Source organism: Mesorhizobium qingshengii (assembly GCF_900103325.1).
Lineage (GTDB): Bacteria > Pseudomonadota > Alphaproteobacteria > Rhizobiales > Rhizobiaceae > Mesorhizobium > Mesorhizobium qingshengii.
Genome location: NZ_FMXM01000024.1, coordinates 1 through 26864, shown reverse-complemented (window position 1 = coordinate 26864; position 26864 = coordinate 1). Strand labels below are relative to the sequence as shown.

At 61.1% G+C, this 26864-nt stretch carries 22 protein-coding genes and 1 pseudogene; 13 read left to right on the top strand and 10 right to left on the bottom strand.

Annotated features, from left to right (window positions below; all coding sequences use genetic code 11):
* Window positions 1-350: 350 nt before the first annotated feature.
* The 3 genes from BLS48_RS28475 to blh form a co-directional block, all read right to left on the bottom strand.
* Window positions 351-1133, bottom strand: a complete 783-nt coding sequence (locus tag BLS48_RS28475) for a sulfite exporter TauE/SafE family protein (RefSeq protein ID WP_091585092.1) — start codon at window positions 1131-1133, stop codon at window positions 351-353.
* 139 nt (window positions 1134-1272) lie between these two features.
* Entirely contained in the window at window positions 1273-1587 is a 315-nt protein-coding gene (gene bigR / locus BLS48_RS28470) for a sulfite-sensing transcriptional repressor BigR (RefSeq protein WP_091585218.1), read from the bottom strand.
* A gap of 26 nt (window positions 1588-1613) precedes the next feature.
* Window positions 1614-2909 (bottom strand): bifunctional sulfur transferase/dioxygenase Blh, encoded by a 1296-nt coding sequence (gene blh, locus BLS48_RS28465; protein ID WP_091585220.1) that lies wholly within the window; start codon window positions 2907-2909, stop codon window positions 1614-1616.
* Window positions 2910-3611: 702 nt separating this feature from the next.
* Between blh and BLS48_RS28460 the strand changes: the two genes are divergently transcribed.
* A complete protein-coding gene (locus BLS48_RS28460; RefSeq protein WP_244529944.1) occupies window positions 3612-4289 on the top strand; it encodes a L,D-transpeptidase in 678 nt (225 codons plus the stop codon).
* Window positions 4290-4398: 109 nt separating this feature from the next.
* On the top strand, window positions 4399-4920 hold the full coding sequence (locus BLS48_RS28455) for a DsbA family protein (protein WP_167365276.1): 522 nt from the start codon (window positions 4399-4401) through the stop codon (window positions 4918-4920).
* A gap of 344 nt (window positions 4921-5264) precedes the next feature.
* Here the strand turns inward: BLS48_RS28455 and BLS48_RS28445 are convergent, their stop codons facing one another.
* From BLS48_RS28445 to BLS48_RS28435, 3 genes are read right to left on the bottom strand one after another with little or no spacing between them, the layout of a single operon-like run.
* Entirely contained in the window at window positions 5265-5999 is a 735-nt protein-coding gene (locus tag BLS48_RS28445) for an ABC transporter ATP-binding protein (protein ID WP_244529942.1), read from the bottom strand.
* Between the two features lie 4 nt (window positions 6000-6003).
* On the bottom strand, window positions 6004-7149 hold the full coding sequence (locus tag BLS48_RS28440; RefSeq protein WP_091585084.1) for an ABC transporter permease: 1146 nt from the start codon (window positions 7147-7149) through the stop codon (window positions 6004-6006).
* The gene (locus BLS48_RS28435; RefSeq protein ID WP_091585082.1) at window positions 7146-8396 is read right to left on the bottom strand and encodes an efflux RND transporter periplasmic adaptor subunit; all 1251 of its coding nucleotides are present in this window, start codon (window positions 8394-8396) and stop codon (window positions 7146-7148) included. Before BLS48_RS28435 ends, BLS48_RS28440 begins: the two co-directional genes overlap by 4 nt.
* 422 nt (window positions 8397-8818) lie before the next feature.
* Here BLS48_RS28435 and BLS48_RS28430 point away from each other — a divergent pair, with 422 nt between their 5' ends.
* Window positions 8819-11332: a plasma-membrane proton-efflux P-type ATPase gene (locus tag BLS48_RS28430; RefSeq protein ID WP_091585080.1), complete on the top strand. Its 2514-nt coding sequence runs from the start codon at window positions 8819-8821 to the stop codon at window positions 11330-11332.
* A gap of 2 nt (window positions 11333-11334) precedes the next feature.
* Window positions 11335-12204, top strand: coding sequence for an ADP-polyphosphate phosphotransferase (locus BLS48_RS28425; RefSeq protein WP_091585078.1), 870 nt, complete (start codon window positions 11335-11337; stop codon window positions 12202-12204).
* A 1317-nt stretch (window positions 12205-13521) separates the two neighbouring features.
* Here the strand turns inward: BLS48_RS28425 and BLS48_RS28420 are convergent.
* The 3 genes and pseudogenes from BLS48_RS28420 to BLS48_RS28415 all read right to left on the bottom strand — a co-directional run bounded on the left by BLS48_RS28420 (window position 13522) and on the right by BLS48_RS28415 (window position 15418).
* The gene (locus tag BLS48_RS28420; protein WP_091585076.1) at window positions 13522-13755 is read right to left on the bottom strand and encodes a hypothetical protein; all 234 of its coding nucleotides are present in this window, start codon (window positions 13753-13755) and stop codon (window positions 13522-13524) included.
* 460 nt (window positions 13756-14215) lie between these two features.
* Window positions 14216-14410, bottom strand: a pseudogene (locus tag BLS48_RS36375) (IS481 family transposase); the annotation flags it as partial.
* A 138-nt stretch (window positions 14411-14548) separates the two neighbouring features.
* Entirely contained in the window at window positions 14549-15418 is an 870-nt protein-coding gene (locus tag BLS48_RS28415; protein ID WP_091585074.1) for a LysR substrate-binding domain-containing protein, read from the bottom strand.
* A 530-nt stretch (window positions 15419-15948) separates the two neighbouring features.
* Here BLS48_RS28415 and BLS48_RS28405 point away from each other — a divergent pair.
* The 9 genes from BLS48_RS28405 to BLS48_RS28365 all read left to right on the top strand — a co-directional run bounded on the left by BLS48_RS28405 (window position 15949) and on the right by BLS48_RS28365 (window position 26460).
* Window positions 15949-17148: a 2-aminoethylphosphonate--pyruvate transaminase gene (locus tag BLS48_RS28405; protein WP_091585070.1), complete on the top strand. Its 1200-nt coding sequence runs from the start codon at window positions 15949-15951 to the stop codon at window positions 17146-17148.
* A 26-nt stretch (window positions 17149-17174) separates the two neighbouring features.
* Window positions 17175-18431: a phosphonoacetate hydrolase gene (gene phnA / locus BLS48_RS28400; RefSeq protein WP_091585068.1), complete on the top strand. Its 1257-nt coding sequence runs from the start codon at window positions 17175-17177 to the stop codon at window positions 18429-18431.
* Between the two features lie 14 nt (window positions 18432-18445).
* Window positions 18446-19903, top strand: a complete 1458-nt coding sequence (gene phnY, locus BLS48_RS28395; RefSeq protein WP_091585066.1) for a phosphonoacetaldehyde dehydrogenase — start codon at window positions 18446-18448, stop codon at window positions 19901-19903.
* A gap of 73 nt (window positions 19904-19976) precedes the next feature.
* The gene (pbfA, locus tag BLS48_RS28390) at window positions 19977-21335 is read left to right on the top strand and encodes a (R)-1-hydroxy-2-aminoethylphosphonate ammonia-lyase (RefSeq protein WP_091585064.1); all 1359 of its coding nucleotides are present in this window, start codon (window positions 19977-19979) and stop codon (window positions 21333-21335) included.
* A gap of 2 nt (window positions 21336-21337) precedes the next feature.
* Complete coding sequence (locus tag BLS48_RS28385) at window positions 21338-22348, top strand: 2-hydroxyacid dehydrogenase (protein WP_091585062.1); 1011 nt, start codon at window positions 21338-21340, stop codon at window positions 22346-22348.
* 255 nt (window positions 22349-22603) lie between these two features.
* Window positions 22604-23635: a 2-aminoethylphosphonate ABC transporter substrate-binding protein gene (locus tag BLS48_RS28380; protein WP_091585060.1), complete on the top strand. Its 1032-nt coding sequence runs from the start codon at window positions 22604-22606 to the stop codon at window positions 23633-23635.
* A gap of 29 nt (window positions 23636-23664) precedes the next feature.
* Window positions 23665-24810, top strand: coding sequence for an ABC transporter ATP-binding protein (locus BLS48_RS28375; protein ID WP_091585214.1), 1146 nt, complete (start codon window positions 23665-23667; stop codon window positions 24808-24810).
* A complete protein-coding gene (locus BLS48_RS28370; RefSeq protein WP_091585058.1) occupies window positions 24803-25660 on the top strand; it encodes a 2-aminoethylphosphonate ABC transporter permease subunit in 858 nt (285 codons plus the stop codon). Before BLS48_RS28375 ends, BLS48_RS28370 begins: the two co-directional genes overlap by 8 nt.
* A gap of 2 nt (window positions 25661-25662) precedes the next feature.
* Window positions 25663-26460: an ABC transporter permease subunit gene (locus BLS48_RS28365; RefSeq protein ID WP_091585056.1), complete on the top strand. Its 798-nt coding sequence runs from the start codon at window positions 25663-25665 to the stop codon at window positions 26458-26460.
* Between the two features lie 109 nt (window positions 26461-26569).
* On the opposite strand, the gene BLS48_RS28360 is transcribed toward BLS48_RS28365, so the two are convergent.
* Window positions 26570-26864: rhodanese-like domain-containing protein (locus tag BLS48_RS28360; RefSeq protein WP_167365275.1), on the bottom strand; the 295-nt coding region annotated here is incomplete at its 5' end.

The window sequence follows — 26864 nt, the reverse complement described above, 5'->3', positions numbered from 1 at the left end:
GATTGTGACCTTGCGACCATCAATTCATTGGGGTTGGCCAGCGAAAGTCGGGTGGCTGCTGGGTGTCGGCAATTTCCCTCCCGATCGCCAAACGTGCCACCCCGGCGAATGTGAATGTCCTTATCACGAGGTAGCGCAGCAGCAGGCCATGGCGGCATCTTCGCGCCTTCGCTGGCAGTTGGCGCGGGCATAGGCAGTTCGCTTGGCCTTCTTCCAGGCGCTGAACTTGGGGACGGCCATCACACGCCTCATTAAGTATGCTGGCTTGCTCTTTTGTTGAACGGTTGATCGCTGCCGGGCTTACGCAGCAATCATGCGCGGAACCCTCTTCCAATCCTCCAGAGAGATCGCTACCTCAGGGCAATCTGACCGATGCTTGTGTACACAACGTAGCTTGCGACGACAAAGATAAGTGCGGCAAAAGTTCGATTGAGCGCGTTCCTGTACGAAGCAAGGCGTGTGGCGGCGAGCGTACCGACCAGACCCCCGCCGATACCGCCGCCGATAAATTCCGCAGCCAGCTGCCAATCAACCATTCCTGACAAGGCGTAGTTGAATGCGGTTGCGAGGCCAAAGGCTGCGACGGCAAGCAGGGATGTGCCGATCGCATTGATCGTCGGCATTCCGGTGGCCAGGATCAGTCCGGGGACAATGAGGAAGCCGCCACCTATGCCGAAGAAGCCTGAGGCCGCGCCGGCGGCAACAGCGACTGCTGCTGTCATCGCGCACATTCTGGCGTTGACAGGCCGAACCGCTGTCGCGTTGCTATGCCGTGGCAGCACCATAAGGCCCCCGACCACCATCATAAGCAGTCCAAAGAAGAAAAGCAGATATGTCCCGTCGATAGACTTTCCAAGGGTGGACCCTGCTAGCGCGCCGAGTGAGCCTAGCGCGGCGAAGACAAGCGCACAGCGCCACCAAACATGCCCCTTCAGGGCGTGGCCTCCGAAGTTTGCAAGGGCGTTGGCAGCCACTGCAAGCGCGCCTGTGCCAATGGCGACGTGCGGCTGGGTCACTCCGACAACATAGAGCAAAAGCGGTGTGGCCAGTATCGATCCGCCACCGCCAACCAGTCCAAGGGTGAACCCCACCAGGCCGCCTGAGCCGACGGCAGCGAACAAGGTAGTGGTCATGATGCCTCACCTACAAAGACGCGGTCATAAGCACCTGATGCCGCCGCCAAAGGAGCTACGGCAGTTCTGCCCTCCAGTGTGGCGAGCACTGATGAAAGTCTGGTCGCAACCTCAGCCAGACGAGAAGCACGATAAGATGTCATGAGGGCTCGCCGTCGGAACAGAAGATCGAGTAAAGCGCGGAAACCACTTTAGCAGCCCTCTTGGCGGTCAATCGGTAGAAGATCTGTTTCCCCTCACGCCGCGTTTCCACGATTTTAGCATCGCGTAGGATCGTCAATTGCTGGGAAAGATTCGGCTGATGAATGTCGAGTGCTTCTTCCAATCGGCCGACCGAATACTCCCCTTCGACAAGGGTGCAGACCAGCATCAATCGCGTCGGATGCGCTAGAGTCTTCAACAAAGACGCTACTTCGCCTGCGCGGGGTTCCATCGCGGCAGGCAACCTCCCCATCTTCGCTGCATCAAGTCGGATCTCACTCACCAGACTGCTCCGTCGAGTGCACCAATCGGAAACTTCAGATATCGCTTACCATTTGCTTCAGGCTCCGGCAGACGCCCCGCCTGGATGTTGACCTGCAAGGCATGCAAGATCAGCTTCGGCATTGGCAGCGTGCGGTCACGGGCCACACGCAATGTGGCAAAGGCCTCTTCGTTCACGCCGGCCAGATGCGCATTGGTGCGCTTCTGCTCGCCGACAGTGCTTTCCCACTTTGGTTCGCGTCCGCCCGGCTGGTAGTCGTGGCCGGTAAACAAGCGGGTTTCATCTGGAAGCTCCAGAATGTTCTGGATCGATTTCCACAGTATCCGGGCGTCGCCACCAGGAAAGTCGGCGCGAGCCGAGCCGCTGTCTGGCATGAAGATGGTGTCGTGGATAAAAGCCGCATCGCCTATCAGATAGCTGATCGACGCCAAGGTGTGACCTGGCGAAAACATCACCCGCGCCTCGATCGAGCCGACCTTGAAAGTGTCTCCATCGGAGAACAGCCTATCCCACTGCGAACCGTCCGTGCGGAGATCAGGCCAGTTGTAGATGCCTTGCCACAAGTGCTGGACATCGACTATCCGTGCTCCAATTGCAATCGGGGCTCCTGTCTTCTCCTTCAGATACTGAGCAGCCGACAAGTGGTCGGCATGGGGATGGGTCTCGAGGATCCATTCAACGGTCAGCCCTTGCTCGGCCACATATGAAAGCATGGTGTCAGCGTTGCGCGTTGCAGTTGCTCCGGACTTCTCATCAAAATCAAGAACCGGATCGATAATCGCGCATTTGCTGGTCCCAGGATCCGAAACCACATATTGCACACTCCATGTGCGAGGATCGAAGAACCCCTTCACTTGGGGTCGCCGTTGGCGGTGCGCTTCGAGCCATCGGGCGGCAGCCGAAAGGTCAATGCCAAGTTGCTCGCCAAGAGCTGCAATCCCGACAGACGACAGCCGTCCATCGAGTGCCTCACCAAGTACATATAGGGTCAGGGTGCGTGCGCCCGATTTACAATGGGCAAAAACTGCGCCGTCGACATCTTCCACAGCCGCCTGGAAGGCCCGGACGTCTGCCTCCGTAATGGTCGACATGGTGACCGGTATGAAGCTGTAGGTGACACCGGCACGGCCCGCTTCCTCACGCTCGTCCTTGTTTGCGAGCTGGCCAGGCTCTTCCCGGTCAGGGCGAGCGTTGATCAACCCTGCAAACCCATTTTCCTGAAGCGACTGAATCTCCGGGATCGAGGGCTGGGAGCCCACCGACAATTTGTCGTTTACGCGGATCATTTTCATATCGGTCATCCATCCGTCACTCATTATGTAATTGCATATAATGTATAATGACAGTTTGAACAAGGGGCGAACACATCTGCATTCGCCTAAACTGCTGTAGCGACACCAGACAAGAGCCGCTGGCCGTTCAAGTCCGCGCTGTTAGGGCCAAAATCCATGACCTGTCGCTAGGCCCCGCAGACACGGTTATCACAATTGCGTCAGAGCGGTTATCTGGGGACTTTGTGGTGTAAAGTACCTCGAATGCGTATTCGTATCACACTGCTGGTGTTCATTTTTTCGATCGTTTCCACAGCTGCTGGAATTTGGCCGGCTTGGGCCTTGGCATCCTCATTCGGGGCGCCAGCGGGAGGCGTTGTGGTGACCGTGGGTAGCGCTTACGGCACGATCGAGCGGTCTTCGTTTCGGCCGTGTTTCAACACCGTCAAGACAGCTTCCGTCCCCTGTTTTCCGCAACTCGGCTTGCCCGGCGCGCTGCAGGCAAGACTTCCGACAGCGAAGGCGTGGTCGCGACCGTACTTCAGTCCGGTCCCGATGAAGGCCATCCCAGCCAAAGCGTATCTCAGGCCGCCGAGAGTTTTCTCCGCGATCTGATTTCCAGAGGCGCCGCGGCCATTGTTGGCGGCGCGCCAGATCCTCTTTCAGACATATTGCGAACGCCTTCGAGGCCGTTCGAAAGGTTGAACCATGAAAACCCAACTTATGATGGGGCGCAGGCAGTTTCTGTTTGGCGCCACCGGGATGGCCGTTGCCGTGGCAGGCTGTACGACTACACCACGCGCGGCGTTTGTTGCCGTCCCACGGCCGGCGCTCCCCGATGCCGCGCTGATGTACGCCGCGATCGCCGATGAACAGTTTCCCGTACCGGCCGCCCGGATCGATTTGATTGACCCCAAATATTACCGGCAGGTTGTGAAGGATCCAACGGGCGAGAAGCCGGGGACGATCGTCGTCGATACGCCCAGGCGCTTTCTTTACCTCGTCCAAGAAGACGGCCACGCCATCCGATACGGAGTCGGTATCGGACGCGACGGCTTTGCCTGGGGTGGGCGGGCAAGAATCCAGTACAAGCGCAAATGGCCAAAGTGGACGCCGCCTTCCGAAATGATCGACCGCCAGCCCGAGCTTGAGAAATACCGCCACGGCATGTCGCCTGGCCTGGACAATCCCCTCGGTGCGAGGGCGCTCTACATCTTCGAGGATGGCAAGGATACGCTTTACCGCTTGCACGGAAACATGGATGCCCGCTCGATTGGACGGGCTGTCTCCAGCGGCTGCGTTCGCCTCCTCTTCCAGGACGTCATCGACCTCTATGAGCGCGTGCCCGACGGAACGTCAATCCTGGTGCTGCAAACTGATGCAGGGGGACAAAATGCATAAGCAAAGGATCCTTCTACTTCTTGTGTTGTTATGCGCCGCTCCATTCGCAACGGCGCAGCAGGCACCCACGTCCGGGGATAGCGGGGCTGCGATGACTCCCGAGCAGATCATGAACGACCCAGACATGCCTTTTGTCGGGTCGAATACGGCGGATGTAACGATTGCCGAATTCGTGGACTACAACTGTCCATATTGTAAAAAGAGCCACCCGGCACTGAAGAAGCTGTTGGCAAGCGATCCGCGCATTCGCGTGCTTTACAAGGAATGGCCCATCTTCGGACCCGTATCGGAATATGCTGCTCGGCTGGCACTCGCGGCAAAGTGGCAGGGCAGGTATGCCATTGCGCATGACGCGCTGATGTCCGCGCCTCGACGGTTCACAGCGAATGAAGCGGTCAGGGCAGTCCTGCGGACAACTGGCATTGATCTGAAAAAACTCGATGCGGATGCGACCAAGCACGAGGCCGAGATTACCCGGCTTCTTGCCCGAAATAACCTGCAGGCCGAAACCATCGGTCTCCAGGGAACGCCAGCATGGATTGTCGGGCCTTTTCTCATTCCCGGTGGTCTCGACTTCGCACAACTCCAGGAGGCGGTAGCCGAGGCACGCAAGAAGGATAGAAAGCAGTGAACAGGCTGGCTTTCGTAGAGTCTTGCTTCACCGCCGCAACCAGTCCCTGCGTGGCGAAATCCTGCTGCAAAACCTTGCCGAAGCCTGCTGGGCCGCAGAACCAGATGCTGGCCTCGCGCCATTCCTGTGTGGCAGCGCGAATGCGGTCACCTGTCACTATGCTGTCGCGGGCGTCGACCAGGACATGCGGGCGGATGAAAGGCGGTCCTGTCGGTCCGGGACGCATGTGGCCGCGTCCGGCGGGAACGTTAGGAGGGGATTTCTCGCCGGGTTTTTTGAGAAAGCGGTAGCAAGCTAAGGGCCTACCGGCACACCCCAGCGACTAGGGGAAGGTGGCGTATTCGCTACCTGGCTGGCGCCGGGGAGCGTGAAACGTTGTCGGTAGCAGTCTCAAGCCGGCCGTCGCGCAGCCGGAAAATATGGTCGAAGCGGTCGAGAATCATCTCGTCGTGAGTGACCACGATAATAGCCGCGCTCTGGTCGATCGCGATCCTGCGCAGCAGATCCATTACGATGCGGGCGCGAACTGAATCGAGTGGCGCGGTCGGCTCGTCGGCGAGGATGATGCGCGGCCGGTTGGCGAGCGCGCGGGCGATGGCGACGCGTTGGGCTTCGCCGCCGGAAAGCTGCGAGGGCATTGCGTGCTTGCGGTGGCCGACCTCGAGGTAATCGAGCAGCTCAACGGCGTGCGTATGAGCAGCCGCGGCGCCAAATCCGGCAAGATGGAGCACCACGGCGACGTTGTCGGTGGCGTCGAGGAACGGCAGCAGGTTGGGATACTGGAAAATGAAGCCGATCTTGTCGAGCCGCAATCGGCGCAAATCTGCCCTGAGCCAGCGGTCGTCATAGACGGCTTCGCCGTCGAGCGTTAGCCGTCCACCGCTCGGCTCCAGAATGCAGGCCATGCAGTTAAGCAGCGTGGTCTTGCCTGAGCCACTCGGCCCCATCAGCCCGATGACCTGGCCGGCAAAGACTTCCATGTTGATGTCAATCAGCGCGTCGACCCGAGCACTCCCCACGCCGAAATGCTTGGAAAGATGTTCGACCCTTACGACCGCTTGTCTGCTTGGTTCGGTCACGTTTCTATCCTGCCGCCGAAAGCGCTTCCGCCGGGTCCACCCTGAGCGCGAGCCGAATGCCCAGCGTGCTCGCGGCAAGGCAGACCACGATCGTGATCGCGAATACGGCCACGACGCTTTCTGGATCAAACACGAGTCGCCGTGGGAAGAAGGGCCTGAAGGTGAAAACAAGCGCGAGACCAGCGAAGTACCCGGTGATCCCCAACGACAGGGATTGCTGAACAATGAGGCCGACAATGGTGCGGTCGGGCGCGCCGACGAATTTGAGCGTGGCGATCGAGCGCACCTTGTCCATTGTCATCGTGTAAATGATCAGGGCGATGATGACGGCCGATACGACAACCAGCAGAACCATGATCAGAAGCTGCTGCTTGCGCGCCTTTTCGATGACGAACTTGCTTAGCAGCGTTTCCTGCTGGGCCTGCGTAAGGGCCGTCAGGTGTTTCCACCGCGAGAGCGCCGCCGCCGTCTCGTCAATCGGGACATAGGGCGATACCTTGGCGATGACGGCATTGATCTGGTCGTTGGTTTCCATGGACCCTCCGCGCGCCTGCTCGCGCCGCGAAGCTGGGGGTGCCAGTTCGAACTGGAGCGCTTGCGCGTCGCGCAAGGTGATGTAGGCGACGGGATCGCCAGACGATGTGACTTCGTTACGCATCAGGCCGACAACGGAAAATTTGTGGTCACGGGTCCCCAGCAGGACCTCCTGACCCAATGCCAGACCGGCAGAGCTGTCGACGATCATCTCATAATGGCCGCGCAAAATGTCGCGACCGGCCGACAGTTGACGCGGTCCGCCGGGCCTGCCGGGCTCGAAGCCGATGAGGAAGAGACGGTGCGGTGCGCCGTTCAGCTCGGTCTGGACCGATTGATAGGTGACAGACCCGGCGCGTTGCACGCCATAAACCCGGCTGACCAATTCCCTGGTGTCGCCCGGAATGCGCGATGACTCGGCAAAAGGCCCGTTGGTACCAGCCTCGACCACCCAGAGGTCTGCGTTGGCCGCACGGGCCTGACGCAATGCGTCATCGATCAGTCCGCCATAGACGCCTGTCATCATGATCACGATGCCGAGCAGCAGGCTCAATCCGAAGTTGGTCAGGACGAAACGCAGGAGATTGTGCTTGATGTCCCGGTAGGCCAGATTCATCGACGTGCCCCTTCGGTCACCTTGGCCGCACGGCCGACGCGCAGTCCGCTGCGCAACGTGGTGACGACAAGCGCGTACTCCGGGACGCCGCCGGTAATCTCAAAGCGTCCATCGAGCAACCGGTGCCCGAGTGTCACGGCGCGCTGCTGAAAGTATCCATCCTCGATGGTCCATATGGTTCCCCGATTGTTGGCGAGCCCAGTGATCGCCGCCTCCGGGGCCAATAGGGCCTGCGGCAGCCGGACCGTCGTGATGTGGGCCTCGGCCTGTTCGCCGAGATACAAATCAGCTGGGAGTGTGTCGAACGCGATCTCGACGCGCCGTTCCTCGTTGACGCGATCGCTTTCCGGCTGGATGCGAACCACGTGCCCGGCGATGCGCTGGCCAGGCCGAGATCGCAGCACGATCTCGGCGGGCTCGCCGACAGAGATCTCGCCGGCTTTGCTCTCGTCGACATAAGCAAGCGCCCACACGGTCCCCGGATCGATCAGCGTGAACACAGGCTCGCCCGCGCCGAGTGCCGAGCCGAGTTCCTTCAGACGCCCAGTCACCATCGCATCGTAGGGCGCGGCGAGGGTGTAGAAGTCCAATATGGTTGATTGCAGCTGCTGCTGTGCCTTGGCGTCGCCGATGTTGGCCTTGGCCACGAGCACATCGCTCTGTGCCAGGTCCACATCGGCAAGCGCCGCATCCTGTGCCGCCTGTGCCGTCTGCGCAGCTTCGATAGAGGTGCTGTTGCCCTTTAGCAGCATTTGCCGGCGCTCGTTGATGCTCTTGGCGTTCGCGTAGTTCGCCTGAGCCTTTTCGACGCTCGCGGCAGCCTTTTGAAGATTGGCGTTGGCCAGTTGGACCGTCGCGTTTGTCCGGGCCACCTGTGCACTCTGCTCGCGGTCATCAAGACGGGCCAGAACCGCGCCCTTGGCGACATGGTTGCCAACATCGGCGCGAAGATCGACCAGCACGCCGGAGACCTTGAAGCCGATCCTGGAGGTCACGCGCGCCTCGACCGTGCCGAGGCCGAAGACCTGCACGGGCACATCTCGCTCCGTGCTCGCGACTTGAACCTCGATCGGTCGCAGGAACACGGCCCATACGCTGACACCTGCGCCAACGGCGACAGCCAGCGCGATGGCGTACCAGAGCATTCGGGCGCTGACGGACCGCCGTACCTTCCCGGCGAATTGATCCTGTGTCTTTCCGGGGGCGGAAGGGATCTCCTTCACGATCGGCTTTGGAATCTCAAGCATGTACGTTCCCTACAACTGAGATGGGACGGTTCATGCTGTCTTGGCTGCGCCTTGGCCCCGGCAATCGCAATGATGTGGATCAAACCGCGGCCTCCGTTGGTCAAACGGCCACGCCAACCCGCAAGCGCTGTCCTGACGACCCTTGGCAGCCAGGGTCCGCTTTTGACTGACTGACCGTGTATTGCGGAGGATCGACGTCCGAAGATTGTGATTTCGCAACGCCTTCGGCGGTTATGGTATGAAATAATCAGGCGAGCCATGCGAACCACGCAGCAGCCGCCGATTGATATTTTCGCGCCCTCACGCCGCAAGGCGCAGCCACGGAAACGGGCGTACCCTCAAGAAGCGTACCGGATGGACGTCATGACGAGCGATCCAGACAAACCGGATGGGTTCGCGTTGCCGGGAAGAGGATTGTGACAATGGGAACACCCACAAATCGGTCCGACTCCCGGCTGCCGGGGTCGAAGCTGGCAAACGCCCCTAATATCGCCACCGCATCAGTTCCCAACACTCTCGCGGCGCTCAATGTGACCCCTGACGCCGGGCTTACGCACGCCCAGGTCGACACACGGCGCACAGCGCACGGTTACAACGAAGTGACCGAAAAGAGAGGCCATCCGGCCCTGGCATTCCTGCGAAAATTTTGGGGAATCTCGGCATGGATGCTTGAGCTGATCATGGTTTTATCCGCCGTGCTCGGGAATTATACCGACCTCGTGGTGGTCGGTGCATTGCTGATCATCAATGCAGTATTGAGCTTTGCTCAGGAACGGCGAGCTGCCGGCGTGGTCGAGGCTCTGCGCAAGCGCTTGCAGGTCAACGCACGCGTTCTGCGAGATTCGAAGTGGCAAGTAATCCCTGCCAGAGAGCTGGTGCCCGGAGACATCGTCCGCGTGCGCGCCGGCGATATCATCCCAGCGGACGTAAAACTCCTGTTGGGCACTGTGAGCCTCGACCAATCGGCACTGACTGGAGAGTCGAAAGAAATTCCCATAGAACCCGGCGACGTTCTCCCGTCGGGGTCCATCGTCCGGCATGGCGAAGGCAATGGCGTCGTGATTCTGACTGGCGCACAAACCTATTTCGGCCGCACGACGGAACTGGTGCAGGAGGCACGTCCCAAACTCCATATCGAAGCGGTCGTGGCAAAGATCGTGCGCTGGCTCTTCGTTATTGTCGGCGTGCTGCTAGCCATGGTGCTCGTGCTGTCGTTGATCCGCGGTACTCCGCTGCTCGAGATGATCCCGCTCCTGCTGGTCCTGCTTATGAGCGCGGTTCCTGTCGCTCTTCCCGTCATGTTCACGGTCAGTATGGCTTTCGGGTCGAAGGAGCTGGCACGGCGCGGGGTGCTGGTTACCCGGCTGAGCGCCGCGGAAGACGCTGCGACGATGGATGTGCTATGCGTGGACAAGACCGGCACGATCACGATGAACCAACTGGCGGTCACGGGGGTGATTCCGTTCGAACATGCGACGGAAGCCGATGTGCTGGTTGCAGGCGCTCTCGCTTCGCAGGAATCCGACCAGGATCCGATCGACCTTGCCTTTCTGGCGGCGGCCAAGGCGCAACATGTCTTCGACGACCTTGCCGTCACGCCTGTTTCCTTCGCCCCTTTCGATGCGAAAACCCGCCGCACGGAGGCCATCGTCGAGCAGAGCGGACAGCGGCTTCGCGTGATGAAAGGCGCCGTGCGCACTGTTGCGAAGGCCTGCGGACTCCAGCCGACCGAAATCGTGGCACTGGACGCGCGCGTCACGGCGTCGGCCGCAAAGGGCTATCGCACGCTGGCGGTGGCGCGCGGTGCCGAAAACGGCACCCCTGTCTTGCTTGGACTGGTGACATTGTACGATCCGCCGCGACCAGACGCCAGGCAGCTTATCGCGACACTCCAAGAAATGGGTGTGCGGGTGAAGATGCTCACCGGTGATGCACTCCCGGTGGCACTCGAGATCGGAATGGGCGTTGGGCTCGGCAGGATCCAGCGTATCACGGATTTGAAAGCTCCCGGCACAGGCACCAGGGATGCCGATCTTTTGGCAGATGCCGACGGCTTCGCCGAAGTGTACCCGGAAGACAAATATTTCGTGGTGAAGCAGCTCCAGGCCGCAGGGCATGTAACCGGCATGACTGGCGATGGCGTCAACGATGCGCCGGCCTTACGTCAGGCCGAGGTGGGGATAGCAGTCAGCACCGCGACCGACGTTGCCAAGGGCGCGGCGAGCGTCGTTCTGACCGACGCGGGACTTACCAATATCGTCGCCCTGGTCGAGCAGGGGAGAACGATCTATCAGCGCATTCTCACGTGGATCATCAACAAGATCAGCCGGACGATCCTCAAGGCCGCTTTCGTTGCCATCGCATTCATCGTGACGGGGAAGTTTGTGGTCTCTGCATTTGCGATGCTGCTGCTGGTCTTCCTGACGGATTTCGCGAAAATCTCGCTCTCCACGGACAATGTCAAACCATCGAGGAATCCGGAGACGTGGAACATTGGCGGCTTCATAGCCGTATCCGTCGTCCTCGGGGTCGCGATGGTTGCGGAGACGCTTTTTCTACTATGGATCGGCTGGACCAAATTTGATTTGGCAACCAACAACGACGCCCTCCACACGTTCAGTTTTCTTATGCTGCTATACTTTGCCGTCTTTTCCGTCGTGTCGGCGCGGGAGCGCAGTTGGTTTTGGGCGACCCTGCCGAGCAAAACGTTCATGGCCGCTCTGATCGCGGACGCCATCACGGGTACCGTGCTGACGTTCGTGGGACTTAAGGGGCTTTCGCCATTGCCCTGGTGGCAGACACTTGCGATCTTCGCTTATGCTGTCGTCTCGTGTCTGGTTCTAAACGACGTGTTGAAGGTCGCGATGATCAGATGGCGCGTTACCAATGCGGTTGCGGGCAAACCCGTGATCGCTCCAGCGGCGCCGAAAGGCTAGACATGAAAATCGATCCGAGGGACTTTCGGGTGCGCGAAGGCGACAGGGTCAATCTCGGCAAATGGCCGACGAAAGTGAAGCCTGTCTACAAGTCGAAACAGCAGTATCGCAAGCTTTTGAGGGAGCACGTTGCGCAATTGAGCGCGCTCCAACAGCTCCTTTATGCGTCGAACAGCTATGCCATCCTGCTGGTCTTCCAGGCGATGGATGCGGCAGGAAAGGATGGCGCCATCAAGCACGTGATGTCTGGCATTAATCCGCAAGGCTGCCAAGTGTTCAGCTTCAAGCACCCCAGCGCGACCGAATTGCAGCACGATTTTCTCTGGCGGACCACCCGCGATTTGCCGGAACGCGGACGGATCGGCATCTTCAACCGATCCTACTATGAGGAGGTTTTGATTACCCGCGTCCATCCGGAGATACTGCGCAGCGAAGGACTTCCGGACGCGCTGCATGAAGAAAAGACCGTCTGGCGCGACCGATATCGTTCAATCTCTAATCTGGAGAGCCACCTCTTTGGCAACGGAACGCGCATCATCAAAATCTTTCTGCACATCTCGAAAGAGGAGCAACGAAAGCGCTTTCTCGAACGTATTGATGAGCCGGAAAAGAACTGGAAGTTCAGCACTGCTGACATTGAGGAGCGAAAGTTCTGGAAGGACTACATGCAGGCGTATGAACAATGCCTTGGTGCGACGAGTACGAGCAAGGCGCCTTGGTATGTTGTCCCTGCAGACGACAAGGAAAATGCCCGCCTGATCGTCTCTCAGATAGTTCTTGAAACGCTCGGCGGCCTCAAAATGTCGTATCCGAAAGTCAGTGAAGAACGCCGTCACGAATTGCGAAGAATCCGCGCGCGGCTGGCGGAATAGATCTGGCCGGCAAAAGCTCTGTCTTTTGCGAACGAAGAATCAGGATTCGCGTAGAGCTGCGAGTTCCGTGAACCTTGCTGCGAGGGCAGGGGAGGTGGGGGCGCTGCCTTGACGAGATGGCTGCGGCAGCCGGACAATGCCGGCAAGCTCGCGGTGCTCAATCCCAGACACCACCTGTCGCAGCGAAGCCGCATAGGAAACGGGCCTGTCAGTAATTGATGCACGCTCGGGATCATCGCAGGCGCGAGAGCCAACATCGGCACAGGCGGCATTAACTGTTCTCGATGCTCCTGCCGGCGGCACCGATCCGCGAATCCGCCCAATCCAAGCAATCTAACCGACGCCAGGCGTCGTTGCCCAGATGTTGCACAATCAGTTGGCGCGGATGAAGAAGCGCTCCGCCGGTGCGCCTAGCAGTGCAGCCACGACTAGATCCTGCGGCAGTTGGGCCTGCTTATCGCGCCCCGTTGAGGCATCTTGTCGTGTAGGTGGCTCGTGCAGCTGCTGGCTCCGGCCGGTGGGTGCGTCGTCTCCCGAATCGTAAGCAAGCCCGCGGCAAGACCGGTCACATGTTCGACTGCGACCAGCGGACTCTGACGATGGACCGCTTCGGCTCGGTTTCAATGGAAGGCCGTAATCGTTGTCGCAGCCGCCACGGTGATCGGCAACGGACCCAGAGCGTTGCCATCAAGCGAAACGAGCTACCGGGTCTTCAGCCCCTTTTTTGGAAACAGCCGGCTTGGCCGGCGGGTGCGTCGTCTTGCTGGCTGCGCCAAGACAAATCGACAGGTCCGACACGCCATTGGCAGCATCAAGCAAGAGGACTGAGCGGTCCGACACCATCTTTGTCGATATCGAGCGACACCTCGATCGGCGCGTCACCCAAGAGTGGGCTCCCTGCAACTGTTTGCGATGCCGTAACCGGAGCGCCAGCGGAAGGCATCCGATCATGATTGTTATGCCGGCCGGCATGAACGCGGCTTCCCGCGAATTTCTGACTTCTGCGGCAACTCTTCAACGCCTTGGCAACACCGCAAAGTGCGTAGGCCCCCGAGACCGGATCGACGATCTTGGCCCCCAGCAGCAAGTCCGCTGCCGTGTCGTCCGGCCAGTGCTTCGGCCTGCAAGCGGCTCCAGTCTTCCCGCGTCGCGGCGTCGGGAGCGGTTGCGGCGAAGCAATGAATGCAGAGCGATCGCTAGGATAAAAGTAACCATCACGCTGACGAAAAATGGCATTGAACCAAGATGCCTCTGCGAGTTGGGGGAACGGCCTGCATTAAGGAACGAGCCGCAATTTTGGACGGAACAGTATAGCAGTCAGGTCCTTCCTGTGGGCTTGGGCGGGGCAAGGGCAAGGTTGAAGGTGGTCGGCAGATGCGGCACGGTATTGCGGATCGCGGCTGTCGTATTCGGGTCGGCGGGCAAAATGATGACTATTCGCGCGTGGCGCCTCGGGAAGAGCGGTCGCCCGGCCACCAGGAAGATGATGGCCAGACCGCACATCGCTAGGATTGCAGCAAAGGTGTTTGCGATAATCTCGCCAGGACGCATCTCGACCTCGCAAATTACGTCTGCCGTTCGCAGTGAACGCCGGCTTGTCATATACTCTTGATCAGGGGACTTTATTCCACGGTCGCCGTGCCGATGAGGCCGCGCCGGCAAGGTTTGCTATGAAAGTCACTTCTTCGGACTCTTGGAAGGACGGCTGTAAGCCTTAGAGCGATCCGGGCGACGGTCGAGACCTCACCGGCACGGCGCTTCAGTCCGCGAGATGATGACAGTCGAGGGCCATCCGCAAAAAATACGGCGCCATAGGTTCAACGCTTCCGGTTCTCTGATGTGTGGATCAATCGCGACTCGACGAGCCATTCACCGGGAGAAGCGATCGACATCGAAGCGCCCATCTCGGAGGCGCCGCGCAAGTCCGATATAGTTATGGTGGTCGCCGAAAGAGTCCATGACAGGGGAAAAAATCGGCCGGTTAGAGAGGCAGCCGACGACTTGGCTTTAACTAGGTGTGGAGCCTCAACAGGTTGTCTTCGTTTAGAGCGAAGCGACTGACGGGTGTTTTGGACTTTAAGCTGCCCTGTCGGCGATGCCAATTGCATGTGCAGCCAGACAGGCGGTTCTGCGGCACGGTGAGTTGATGTCGGATAGACAAAGGCGCAGGCCCATTCGCACAGCCCGTCTGGATGAAGCGCTCGCAGCCGTGGCCTGTGGTATCGGCGAGCGTCGGGATCGACCTCGCCGGCCTTTGCCACGCAGCTACAGGGCACCTGCGCAGCCCCTAGGATCGGAGGTCGGAGCGGGCGACGGAGCCTGTAGTGGAGGGTCGCGCGGTAGATTAATCCTCCGACATTGAGCGTGCCATGTCGAGAAAGACCCGCACGAGCTTGCCGCCGCTGCGCTCGCGCAGGCAGATTAGCGCTTCGTCCATCAGGGTCTCGGGAGCATCGATCGCAATCCGGACCAGCCGAGAATCCTGGCCGAATTCGGCCGCCGAGACAAAGCCGATGCCGGCGCCCGATGCGACGATCTCGCGGACAGCTTCTCGTCCCTCAGCCTCGATTGCCGGCCTGAGTTCGATCTTCGAAGCCGCAGCAAGGTCTTCGAGCTTCTGACGGGTTTTCGACCCGCGTTCGCGCATGACAAGCGATTCCTGCGCGAGCTGCTTCAGGGTGAGCGACTTCGTTGCCGACAGCGGATGGTTGACGGACGCAAACGCGATGATCGGCGTCGAGTTGAGTTTCAGCACCTCGAAATCGCGCCCGGTCGGTACCTCGCCTAGCACGCCGATGTCGGCATCATAACTGTAGAGGCTGCTGATCACCGTCTCAGTGTTACCGGCGCGCACCGAAACCTGCACGCCGGGATAACGGGCCCGAAAGCTGCCGAGGATGTGAAGCAGATGATGCGCGGCGTCAGCGACGATGCGTAGCGTGCCGGAACGCAGCGCGCGTGACTCCGTCAGAAGTTCGAGCGCCTGTTGCTCGGTATCGAACATGCGGTGGGTTATTTCAAGCAGCTTCTGGCCCGAATGGGTCAGCGTGACTTGCTTCTTGTTACGATTGAACAGCAGGACGTCATACTCTTCCTCAAGCTTGCGCACCTGATCCGATATTGCTGGCTGGGTCAGGAACAGCGCTTCTGCAGCCCGCGAAAAACCGCCTGAGATTGCCACCTGGTGGAAGGCTCGTAGCTGAACGTAGCGCATCTTGTCCGCCTCCGAGATCCCGAAATCGCCGGCAGTCTATCATAAATTCGGCTAATTGAAAGATAGAAGTGAACGATTTAACTTATGGATGGACCATCAGCCTGAGCGTAGGTCGACGTCCTGCCGGTCGTTGGCACGGGGGCGCGGCCATGCATCTTCCATCATCATGCTGCACCTAGCCGGTGCCGTCATGTTGCTGTGGGCCGTGCGCATGGTGCTCATCGGCGCGGAACGGACCTGCGGCCCGGCGTTGCTGCGATGCGCTGAGACACGCCGCGGCAGGCGCGTAAGGTCGCGAACGTAGGCATGGTGCTTGCCGTGCTGCTGCAAAGCTCCATTTGCCGTCGCCATCCTGGCGGCCGGGCTTGCTGCCCGTGCCGCCCTGTCAGGGCCGATTTCCCGGTAGGCCAGGGACGATCTCTACCATCGTGCAAATCGATACTTCGATACAAAATAACGATTTTACAAATATATCGTTCAAGCCAACAATGCCGACATATTGAAAGAGCAGCGATCGAGCGGAGGACAAAATGCTCGCCGGGACCAAATTTGCCGCGGAGCCAATGGCAACGCCAGCACTGGGCGAGCCCTATCTGCTGACTCCGGGACCGCTCACAACGGCCTATTCGGTCAAGCAGGCGATGCTGCGCGACTGGGGATCCTGGGACGGTGACTTCCGCGCCATGACCGCCGACATGCGCCGCCGCCTGCTTGCACTGACTGGAGACGCGAACGGTGAGTTCGACTGCGTGCCGATGCAAGGCAGCGGCTCCTTCTGCGTCGAGGCGATGCTCGGCTCATTCGTGCCCAGGGATGGCAAGGTTCTGGTTCTGGCAAACGGCGCCTACGGGATGCGCGCCGCACAGACCATGCAGTATCTGGGGCGCGCCTATACGCTGATCGACAAAGGCGATTACCTGCCGCCGCGCGGTGACGAGGTGGCGGCTGCCCTCGAGGCTGATCGCACCATCACGCATGTGATCGCCATCCATTGCGAGACCAGTTCGGGCATCCTCAACCCGGTCGCCGAGATTGCCGAAGCCGTCTATGCCAAGGGCCGCAAGCTGCTGGTAGATTCCATGAGCGCGTTCGGCGCCATTGCGCTCGACGTGAGCCAGATCCGTTATGAGGCGATGGTCTCGTCCGCCAACAAATGCATCGAGGGCGTGCCGGGCTTCGGCTTCATCATCGCCCGCAAGAGCGAACTCGAAGCCGCCAAGGGCCGCAGCCATTCGCTATCGCTCGACGTTCATGCGCAATGGGCGCACATGAACAAGACCGGCCAATGGCGCTACACGCCGCCGACGCATGTCGTAGCCGCCTTCCTCGAGGCGCTGCGCCAGCATGAGGCTGAAGGCGGCGTCACCGGCCGTGGTGCCCGCTATACGCGCAACCGCGACGTGATGGTGGCCGGCATGCGCGAACTCGGTTTCGAGACCTTGCTCAAGGATCGTTGGCTGTCGCCGATCATCGTCACCTTCTTCAATCCGGCCCATGCCAATTTCGCCTTCGATAGCTTCTACGACCTGATGAAGGACAAGGGCTTCATCATCTATCCGGGCAAGCTGACCGTCGTCGATAGCTTCCGCGTCGGCTGCATCGGCCAGATGGACGAGCATGTCATGCGCCGAGTCGTCGAGGCGGCAGCGCGATCGCTGAAGGAAATGGGTGTCGACACGGCCGCCCCTCCCGCTGCGGCAATCGCCGAACGCGCCAAACTCGCCGCCTGAGGCGGCACCATTTTTGAGGATTTTTGATGAACCAGATGTCTCCCATCAATGTCGCGGTCAACGGCCGCACCTACGCCTGGCCGCGAGTGCCGGCTATCGCGATCTGCCTTGATGGTTGCGAGCCGGCCTATCTCGACGAGGCTATTCAGGCAGGGCTGATGCCGGCCCTGGTCAGGATCAAGCAGAAGGGCACGGTGCGCATGGCGCACTCGGTCATCCCGAGCTTCACCAATCCCAACAATCTGTCGATAGCCACCGGTCGGCCGCCGTCGGTCCACGGCATTTGCGGCAACTATCTTTACGAGCGCGAGACCGGCAAGGAAGTGATGATGAACGACCCGCGCTTCCTGCGCGCGCCGACCATCTTCCAGGCGTTCTACGACGCTGGCGCCAAGGTGGCAGTCGTCACTGCCAAAGACAAATTGCGTGCCTTGCTCGGCAAGGGACTTGCCTTCGACGACGGTCGCGCGCTGTGCTTCTCGGCCGAGAGATCCAACACCACGACCAAGGCCGAGCACGGCATCGACAATGCCTCGAAGCATTTCGGGTTGCCGGTGCCGGAGGTCTATTCGGCGGAACTGTCGGAATTCGTCTTCGCCGCCGGCGTTCAGCTGCTGAAGGAGTTCAACCCTGACATCATGTACCTGACGACCACCGACTATGTGCAGCACAAGTATGCGCCGGGTGTGCCGCAGGCCAACGCCTTCTATGAAATGTTCGACAAGTATCTTACCGAGCTTGATGCACTGGGCGCGGCGATCGTGGTGACCGCCGACCATGGCATGAAGCCCAAGCACAAGGCAGATGGCTCGCCCGACGTTGTCTATGTCCAGGATCTGCTCGACGAGTGGCTGGGCAAGGACGCCGCCCGCGTCATCCTGCCGATCACCGACCCCTATGTTGTGCACCACGGCGCGCTCGGCTCCTTCGCCACCGCCTATCTGCCGGCTGGCGCGGATCGGGCCGACATCATGACGCGCCTCGGCAAAATCGACGGCATCATGCTGGTCGTCGACAGCCCGACGGCCTGCGAACGTTTCGAACTGCCGGCCGACCGCATCGGCGACATCGTGCTGATCTCGACGGAGAACAAGACGATCGGCACCAGCGAACACCGGCACGATCTCGCCGCCCTCAACGAACCGCTGCGCTCGCATGGCGGGCTGACAGAGCAGACGGTGCCGTTCATCGTCAACCGCGTGCTGCAGGAATTGCCGAACGAACCGACCCTGCGCAATTTCGACGCCTTCTACTATGCCACCATGGCGGCGGCACTGGCGTGACAGGACCCAAGACGATGACCAAGGCGGAAACGACGTTCAAGGTGCGCCACGAGCCGATGCGCATCGCGGGACGCATGGTCGACGCCGATGGCGTCGTTCCCGTCCACTATCCCTATACCAATGCTATCGTTGGTACAGTTCCGGCCGGTCACGCCGAACACGCCCGCCAGGCCTTCGAAATCGCCGCCGGCTACAGGTCGAAGTTGACGCGCTACGAGCGCCAGCAGATCCTGTTTCGTACGGGCGAAGCGCTGGCGTCGCGCAAGGAAGAGATTTCAGATCTCATCACCCTTGAGCTCGGTATCTCCAAGGCCGACTCGCTCTATGAAGTCGGCCGCGCCTATGACGTGTTTACGCTGTCGGCGCAGCTGTGCATCCAGGATGACGGCCAGATCTTCTCCTGCGATCTCACCCCACATGGCAAGGCGCGAAAGATCTTCACCACCCGCGAGCCGCTGAAGGCGATCTCGGCGATCACGCCCTTCAACCATCCGCTTAACATGGTCTCGCACAAGGTGGCGCCGGCGATCGCCACCAACAATTGCGTGGTGGTCAAGCCGACCGAACTGACGCCAATGACGGCACTGCTGCTGGCCGACATTCTCTACGAAGCCGGCCTGCCGCCGGAAATGCTGTCGGTGGTGACCGGTTGGCCGGCCGACATTGGCAACGAGATGATCACGAACGAGAATATCGACCTGATCACCTTCACCGGCGGCGTGCCCGTCGGCAAGATGATCGCTCGCACCGCCGGCTACAAGCGCCAGGTGCTGGAGCTCGGGGGCAACGATCCGCTGATCATCCTCAACGATCTGTCGGATAACGATCTAGCAAAGGCCGCGGACCTAGCTGTCGCGGGTGCTACGAAGAATTCCGGCCAGCGCTGCACGGCGGTCAAGCGCATCCTCGTTCAGGAAAGCGTTGCTGACCGCTTCGTGCCGCTGGTGCTTGAGCGGGCGAAGAAGATCCGTTTCGGCGACCCGATGGACCGCTCGACCGACCTTGGCACCGTGGTGCACGAGAAGGCGGCAGCACTCTTCGAAGCCCGCGTCCAAAGGGCCGCGGAGCAGGGCGCGGAAATCCTGTACAATCCGGGTCGGCAGGGGGCGTTGCTGCCGCCAATCGTCGTCGATCGCGTGTCGCATAGATCTGAACTGGTGATGGAAGAGACGTTCGGGCCGATCATTCCGATCGTGCGCGCTCCAGACGATGACGAGGCGCTAATCGCCCTGTCCAACTCGACCGCCTTCGGCCTGTCGTCGGGCGTCTGCACCAATGATTTTCGCCGCATGCAGAAATACATCGCCGGTTTGCAGGTCGGCACGGTCAATATCTGGGAAGTGCCGGGCTACCGCATCGAAATGTCGCCCTTCGGTGGCATCAAGGATTCGGGTAATGGCTACAAGGAAGGCGTCGTCGAGGCAATGAAGAGCTACACCAATGTGAAGACATTTTCGCTGCCTTGGTCCTAACCGGACAGCATTGGCTGACAGAACAAATCGAGGGGGCGTTCCACGCTCCCTCCTTCGCGTTTCGGAGATAGTAATGGCCGCGATAGACGAGCTGGTGCATACCGAGGGCGATTCCAACACGACTGCGGCACGCGGCCGCTGGAATGCTGGACAGGGCGATCCCCGAATCCGCGGCTTGCTTGATCGCGACGCGGCCGCGTTCATGCACCAGAGCCTGTCCAGTCCTTGTCTGTCGACAATCGCAAAGGCGCAAGGCATCTGGATCGAGGACACCGCCGGCCGCCGCTTCATGGATTTCCACGGCAACAGCGTGCATCACCTCGGCTACGGTCATCCAAGGCTGGTGGCCGCGATCAAGGCGCAGCTCGATGAGCTGTGTTTTGCACCGCGCCGTTTCACCTGTGAGCCTGCCGTCGAGCTGGCCGAAAAGCTGGCAGCACTGGCGCCCGGCGACCTTGGCAAGGTGCTGTTCACCACCGGCGGCTCGGATGCCATCGAGGTCGCGCTGAAGATCGCGCGCGCCGCGACCGGGCGGTTCAAGACGGTGTCGTTCTGGGATGCCTTTCACGGCGCCGGCTTTGGTGCCGCCAGCGTCGGTGGCGAAGCGACCTTCCGCTCGCACATCGCCGGCCCGATGATGACCGGCACCGAACATGTCGCGCCTTGGGATGGCTATCGCTGTCCCTATGGGCACGATTCGTTGGAAGCCTCGGGACTGGCGTGCGCCAACATGATCGCCTACGTTCTCGGCCGCGAGCAGGACGTGGCGGCGGTCGTCGCCGAGCCGATGCGGGCGACGCCCAACCCGCCGCCTGCTGGCTTCTGGAAGCGCGTGCGCGAGGCCTGCGACCGGCACGGCACTTTGCTGATCTTCGACGAGATCCCGACCGGCCTTGGCAAGACCGGCAAGTTCTTCGCCCACGAGCATGATGGCATGACGCCGGACATCGTCGTTCTAGGCAAGTCGCTTGGCGGCGGCATCCTGCCGATCGCCGCCGTCATCGCGCGCCGCGGTCTCGACGTCACCGGCGGCTTTGCGATCGGACACTACACGCATGAAAAGAACCCGGTGACGACGCGCGCGGCACTGACGACGATCGACATCATCCTGGAGGAAGGATTGGTCGAGCGCGCAGCCGAACTTGGCCAACATATGCTGGGGCGGATGCACGAACTGATGACACGCTCGCCGCATGTCGGCGACGTCAGGGGCAGGGGACTGATGGTCGGCGTCGAGCTGGTTGACGACCGTGCCACGCGCCAGCCGGCGCGCGAGCTTGCCGAGCGTGTCTTCTACGCTTGCCTCGAGCGGGGCCTGAGCTTCAAGGTCAGCCACGGCAACGTGCTGACGCTGTCGCCGCCGCTTGTCATTTCGAAAATCGATCTCGATCGCGCGCTCGATATAGTCGAGGCCGCCGTGCTGGCAGCCTGACCATGAAGGCCGTGCGCACCGACCGAGAGCTCGAATGCCCCGGCATCGACGCCGGCTTGCGGGCGAGGGGTGTCGACCTGATGACCCTGCCGGATGGCATCCCCGAGGCCGATCTTGTCAGCGCGGTCGCCGACGCCGACCTGCTGCTCATGTGCTACACGCCGATCACTGCCCGGGTGATCGAAGCGGCACCCAGGTTGAAGGGTATCGTCAAATATGGCGTCGGCATCGACGCCATCGATATCCAGGCCGCCATGACGCGCGGCATTCCCGTCGTCAATGTGCCCGAATATGCCGAGGAAACCGTCGCCGAAGGCGCCTTCGCGCTGATGATCGCGCTGGCCAAGAGGCTGCCTTCCATCACGGCGGCTGTATCGCGCGATGGCTGGATATGGCCCGAGCAACGCTGGTTAGGCCGCGACATTTCCGGCGCCACGCTTGGGCTGGTCGGCTGCGGCAGGATCGGCCGCAGCATGGCGCGCATGGCCGGGCAGGGGTTTCGCGCGCGCGTCCTTGGCTTTGATCCGTGTGTCGGCGCCGCGGCGATGCAGACCGCCGGCATCGAGAAGGTCGACGACCTCCAGACCATGCTTTGCGCTTGCGATTTTGTTTCCATCCATTGCGTGCTGAATGACAGGACGCGTGGCCTGATCGGCAAGACCGAGCTTGCCTGCCTGAAGCCCACCGCCATCATCGTCAATGTCTCGCGCGGCGCGCTGATCGACGAGGCAGCGCTTGTCGAAGGGCTCGTTGCCGGGTGCATTGGCGGCGCCGGGCTAGACGTCTATTCGATGGAGCCGCTGGCCAAGTCAGGCCACCCGATGAGCGCGCTATTCGGCCGCGACAACGTCATCCTGTTCCCGCATCTGACCTTCTTTACGAATGAGGCGATGCGCCGGCTGGAGGAAGATACCCTCGGCCGCTGTTTCGAAATCCTCGACGGCCGGCCGGTCACCGTTCGCTCGTTCGACCCGCGATTGCGGGCCCAAACGGCAGGCGTTTCATTCGGCTGATCACGACCATCCCTGCCGCCCATAGCCGGCCTTCCGCGAGCCCGGATTGCTGCCAAGACAGCGATGCGACAGTTCCGTGACAACTATCAGATGAAGTTTGCCTGTCATAAAATAAATAGATTTTACTTATCGATCACCAATCCCCAGAGTTGACACAACGGCGACATCCACCAGCGCTACAAGCCGGAAGGTCCCGGCGGGGCCATCGTCAAAGTGCATCGCAGAATGTGCCATCAATCACAGGGGAACTGATCCATGAAATCGAGCAATGCAACCATAGTTATGGCCTTCGCCACGTCTCTCTCGGCGTCGGCGGCTCTCGTGGGACCGGCACTTGCCGATGGTGTCGTCACCATCTACTCGGCCGACGGCCTGCATGACGGCAACGGCAGCTGGTACGAGACCGAGTTCGCCGCCTTCACCAAGGCCACTGGCATCACCGTGCAGTACATCGAGGCAGGCTCCGGCGGTGTCGTCGAGCGCATCGCGAAGGAAAAGTCGAACCCGCAGGCCGATGTGTTGGTGACCTTGCCACCCTTCGTTCAGCGCGCGGCCGCCGACGGACTGCTGCAGGATTACAAGCCAGAGGCCGCGTCGCAGATCGACGGCGGCACGGACAAGTACCGGCCGCTGGTCAACAACTACATGAATTTCATCTACGACAGCGCCGTGCTGTCTGAGGCGCCGAAGACATACAACGATCTGCTCGACCCGAAATTCAAGGGCAAGATCCAGTATTCGACCCCGGGACAGGCCGGCGACGGCACCGCCGTCATGCTGGAGGTGATCCACGCGTTCGGCGGCGAGGATGCCGGCTTCGACTTCATGAAGAAGCTGCAGGACAACAATGTCGGGCCCTCCGCCTCTACAGGCAAGCTGACGGCCTTGGTCAACAAGGGCGAACTGCATGTCGCCAATGGCGATCTGCAGATGAACATGTCGCAGATGGCCGACAATCCCAACATCAAGGTGTTCTGGCCGGCGGGTCCTGACGGCGTGCGCTCCACTTTCGCGCTGCCCTATGAAATCGGCCTGGTGACCGGCGCGCCCAATGGCGACAACGGCAAGAAGCTGATCGACTTCCTGCTCTCCAAGGAAGCACAGTCAACGATAAGCTCGGTTGCGCTCGGCATGCCCGCCCGCAAGGACGTGACCCCGAACGATGCCAACTTCGCCAAGCTGCAGGAAGCGATGAAGGGCGTGACGATATGGTCCCCGAACTGGGACGACGCGCTGAGCAAGCTTCCCGACTACGTCAAGCGCTGGAACGAAGCGACCGGAAGTTGATCCGCAAGTCGGACCCGGAGGACCAAGCCATGTCGGCCGTCGCCTTTACTGGGACCAGTGTCATGGACGTCGACGCCGCGAAGGTTCGCGGCGCCGGCTCCAACGTCCATTTCGACAAGGTCAGCGTCGCCTATGGCGCGCATGTGGTCCTGCATCCGCTGAGCCTGGATATCGCTCCTGGCGAAATCCTGGCGATGATCGGCCCGTCCGGGTCGGGCAAGACCACGGCTTTGCGGGCCGTGGCCGGCTTCGTGCGGCCCGCAAGCGGTCGGATACGCATCGGTGCCACTGACGTCACCGATCTGCCGCCCTATGAGCGCGGCCTCGGCATGGTGGTGCAGAACTATGCACTGTTCCCCCACATGCGGGTCGAAGACAACGTCGCCTTCGGCCTGCGTGCACAAGGGGCCGACAAGGCGCTGGTCACCGAACGGGTCAAGGATGCGCTCGGCACTGTCGGCATGTCGGCCTATGCAAGGCGTTATCCGCGCGAGCTTTCGGGCGGACAGCAGCAGCGTGTCGCGATTGCCCGCGCTCTCGCAGTACGGCCGCGCGTGCTCCTGCTCGATGAGCCGCTCTCGGCGCTCGATGCGCAGATCCGCCGCAACATGGTCGAGGAGATTGCCCGTCTACACCGCAGCCTGCCGGGACTGACGATCCTCTATGTTACTCACGACCAGACCGAAGCGCTGACGCTCGCCGACAAGATCGCCATCATGCGCGACGGCAGGGTCTGTTCGCACGGACCGACGACCGAACTCTACCGCCGCCCGCCAAACCGGTTCACCGCCGAGTTCCTTGGCCGTGCCAATCTTTTGCCGGTGACCATTGTCGAAGGCGTTGGCTCGAAGGGCTTTGCCACGGCGAGACATGGTGACAAGATGCTCACCGGCGCCGGCCGCGACGAGAAGACCGGCGCCAAGAGCCTGCTGTGCATTCGTCCGCAGCATCTCAGCCTGACGGCCGACAGCGAGCATACCAACCGCATTGTCGGCACACTTAGGGAAGTGCACTGGCAGGGTGAACTGACCCACTTGATGCTCGATGTCGACGGCACGCCGGTGCGCATCTCGGCGACGAGGTTGCCGATGGCTTTGCCGGAGCCCGGCGCCACCGTGCCGCTGTTCTTCACGCCCGCCGATACCTCGCTTGTTCCGGAAGACGCCGGTGTCTGAGGCGCTCGCTATTCATGCGCCGGCGGTCCGGAGAGAACCCGGTAGGCTATGGATCGTGCCGCCGGCGGCACTGCTGGCGCTACTGTTCTTCTATCCGCTGGCGCTCATCGCCCGGCAGGCCTTCCTCGACGACAGCGGCGTCGCCAATTTCGCGGAAGTCATCCACGTCCTGCATTCGCGCTTCTTCCTCAATGCGCTGGTCAACACGGTGTCGATCTCGGTCGCGGCGACGGCCGGATGCCTGGTCGTCGGTCTCGTGCTGGCGCTGATCCTTGCCTTCGTGCCGTTTCCCGGCAGCGGCTTCATCGCCCAACTGATCGACACCTTCATCGCGCTGCCGACGTTTCTGGTGACGCTTGCCTTCACCTTCCTCTATGGCTCCGCCGGCATGCTCAACACCGGTCTGATGGAGGCCTTCTCGCTACCGCTGCCGCCTGTCGATTTCCTCTATTCGGCCTGGGGCGTGGTGTTGGCCGAGGTCACCGTCTACACGCCCTTCATCCTGCGGCCTCTGCTCGCCGCCTTTTCGCTGGTCGACCGCGGACAGATCGAAGCGGCAAGCGTACTCGGCGCACGGCCGTTCCGCATTGTCCGTCAGGTCATCCTGCCGGCCGCGATCCCCGCACTCATTGCCGGCGGCAGCCTGTGCCTGTTGTTGACCGTCAATGAATTCGGCATCGTGCTGTTCATCGGCGCCAAGGGCGTCATCACCCTGCCTTTGCTTATCTATGGCAAGGCAATCCAGGAATCGGCCTATCAGGTCGCCTGCATCATCGCCGTGGTCAATATCGCGCTGTCGCTCGGCCTGTTCAGCCTCTACCGCATTGCCGCCGGCCGGTTGGGATCCTAGCGATGCTCGTCTGGTCGCGGTCCGGTCGCCTTGTCCTATGGGTGCTGTTCGCGCTGCTGTTCGGCGTGCTCTTCCTGGCGCCACTTGCGGTCATCCTCTTGTCCAGCCTTGCCGACCAGTGGAACGGCGTGCTGCCGAGCGGCCTGACGACAGAGCATTATTCCGAAGTCGTTTCGGGCGCCGCCGGCTCTGCGGTCAAGGCCAGCCTGATCACCGGCTTCCTGGCCAGCACGCTGGCGCTGGTCAGCGGCACGTGGGCAGCACTTTCGCTGCGCCTCCAAGGCCATGCCTTGCGGCGTCTGCTCGGCCTGCTGTTCTTCATTCCCAGCGCCGTGCCTTCGGTGTCCGTCGGCCTTGGCTTGCTGGTTGCGTTCAGCCACCCGCCGCTGCTGCTCAACGGCACGGTTGCGATCGTCATGATCGCGCATTTTGTGCTGATCTCGGCCTTTACCTTCGGCAATGTCTCGGCCGGACTGGCGCGGCTTTCGCCTGACTTCGAACAGGTGGCCTCAAGCCTCGGCGCCCGGCCGGCCTACCGGCTCTGGCATGTGACGCTGCCGTTGCTCGCACCGTATCTGGTTGCCGCTTTCGGCCTGAGCTTCGCGCTGTCGATGGGTGAGCTTGGCGCCACCGTCATGGTCTACCCGCCGGGCTGGGTAACGCTGCCGGTATCGATCTTCAGCTTGACAGACCGAGGTGACATCTTTGCGGGTGCAGCACTCACCATGATCCTGGTGGCGGCGACGCTGATCCTGCTGCTTGGGCTCGAGCGCATCACCGCCCGCGCAACGGGTTCATAGGCTAACGCCCTTCGCTTCAGTCAGGGTTTCTGCTCCAAGCGCGAAAACCATCTCGACCCTGATCCTCCCAGCCGCAACTTGACCTCCCCTAGTCGAAACGCCCGCGCTATCAGCTTGCCACCGGGAAACCTTGCGCACGCCAGGCGCTAATGCCGCCGCCCATATGCGTGTCGTGCGGCTGTCCTGCCGCCATGGCGAGGGCAATCGCTTGCGATGACCGGCCGCCGGAGTGGCAATAGAACACGACGGGCTTGTCAGATGGAATTAGGTCCATCTTGTCACGCAGCTTGCCCAACGGAATATGAATGGCGCCCGCTATATGCCCAGACGCCCACTCGGCGTTCTCCCTGACATCAACAAGCGTGACGGCGTCACCCACCTGACGCACTTGCGTCGGCGTCAGC

Excerpts from the sequence above, each read along its gene's own strand:
- BLS48_RS28385 (WP_091585062.1), top strand. The coding sequence starts at position 21,338 with ATGAAGGCCGTGCGCACCGACCGAGAGCTCGAATGCCCCGGCATCGAC.
- phnA (WP_091585068.1), top strand. The coding sequence starts at position 17,175 with ATGAACCAGATGTCTCCCATCAATGTCGCGGTCAACGGCCGCACCTAC.
- BLS48_RS28425 (WP_091585078.1), top strand. The coding sequence starts at position 11,335 with ATGAAAATCGATCCGAGGGACTTTCGGGTGCGCGAAGGCGACAGGGTC.
- BLS48_RS28460 (WP_244529944.1), top strand. The coding sequence starts at position 3,612 with ATGATGGGGCGCAGGCAGTTTCTGTTTGGCGCCACCGGGATGGCCGTT.
- BLS48_RS28415 (WP_091585074.1), bottom strand. The coding sequence starts at position 15,418 with ATGCGCTACGTTCAGCTACGAGCCTTCCACCAGGTGGCAATCTCAGGC.
- pbfA (WP_091585064.1), top strand. The coding sequence starts at position 19,977 with ATGGCCGCGATAGACGAGCTGGTGCATACCGAGGGCGATTCCAACACG.
- BLS48_RS28420 (WP_091585076.1), bottom strand. The coding sequence starts at position 13,755 with ATGCGTCCTGGCGAGATTATCGCAAACACCTTTGCTGCAATCCTAGCG.
- blh (WP_091585220.1), bottom strand. The coding sequence starts at position 2,909 with ATGAAAATGATCCGCGTAAACGACAAATTGTCGGTGGGCTCCCAGCCC.
- BLS48_RS28440 (WP_091585084.1), bottom strand. The coding sequence starts at position 7,149 with ATGAATCTGGCCTACCGGGACATCAAGCACAATCTCCTGCGTTTCGTC.
- BLS48_RS28375 (WP_091585214.1), top strand. The coding sequence starts at position 23,665 with ATGTCGGCCGTCGCCTTTACTGGGACCAGTGTCATGGACGTCGACGCC.
- phnY (WP_091585066.1), top strand. The coding sequence starts at position 18,446 with ATGACCAAGGCGGAAACGACGTTCAAGGTGCGCCACGAGCCGATGCGC.
- BLS48_RS28455 (WP_167365276.1), top strand. The coding sequence starts at position 4,399 with ATGAACGACCCAGACATGCCTTTTGTCGGGTCGAATACGGCGGATGTA.
- bigR (WP_091585218.1), bottom strand. The coding sequence starts at position 1,587 with ATGGGGAGGTTGCCTGCCGCGATGGAACCCCGCGCAGGCGAAGTAGCG.
- BLS48_RS28430 (WP_091585080.1), top strand. The coding sequence starts at position 8,819 with ATGGGAACACCCACAAATCGGTCCGACTCCCGGCTGCCGGGGTCGAAG.
- BLS48_RS28365 (WP_091585056.1), top strand. The coding sequence starts at position 25,663 with ATGCTCGTCTGGTCGCGGTCCGGTCGCCTTGTCCTATGGGTGCTGTTC.
- BLS48_RS28380 (WP_091585060.1), top strand. The coding sequence starts at position 22,604 with ATGAAATCGAGCAATGCAACCATAGTTATGGCCTTCGCCACGTCTCTC.
- BLS48_RS28475 (WP_091585092.1), bottom strand. The coding sequence starts at position 1,133 with ATGACCACTACCTTGTTCGCTGCCGTCGGCTCAGGCGGCCTGGTGGGG.
- BLS48_RS28405 (WP_091585070.1), top strand. The coding sequence starts at position 15,949 with ATGCTCGCCGGGACCAAATTTGCCGCGGAGCCAATGGCAACGCCAGCA.
- BLS48_RS28435 (WP_091585082.1), bottom strand. The coding sequence starts at position 8,396 with ATGCTTGAGATTCCAAAGCCGATCGTGAAGGAGATCCCTTCCGCCCCC.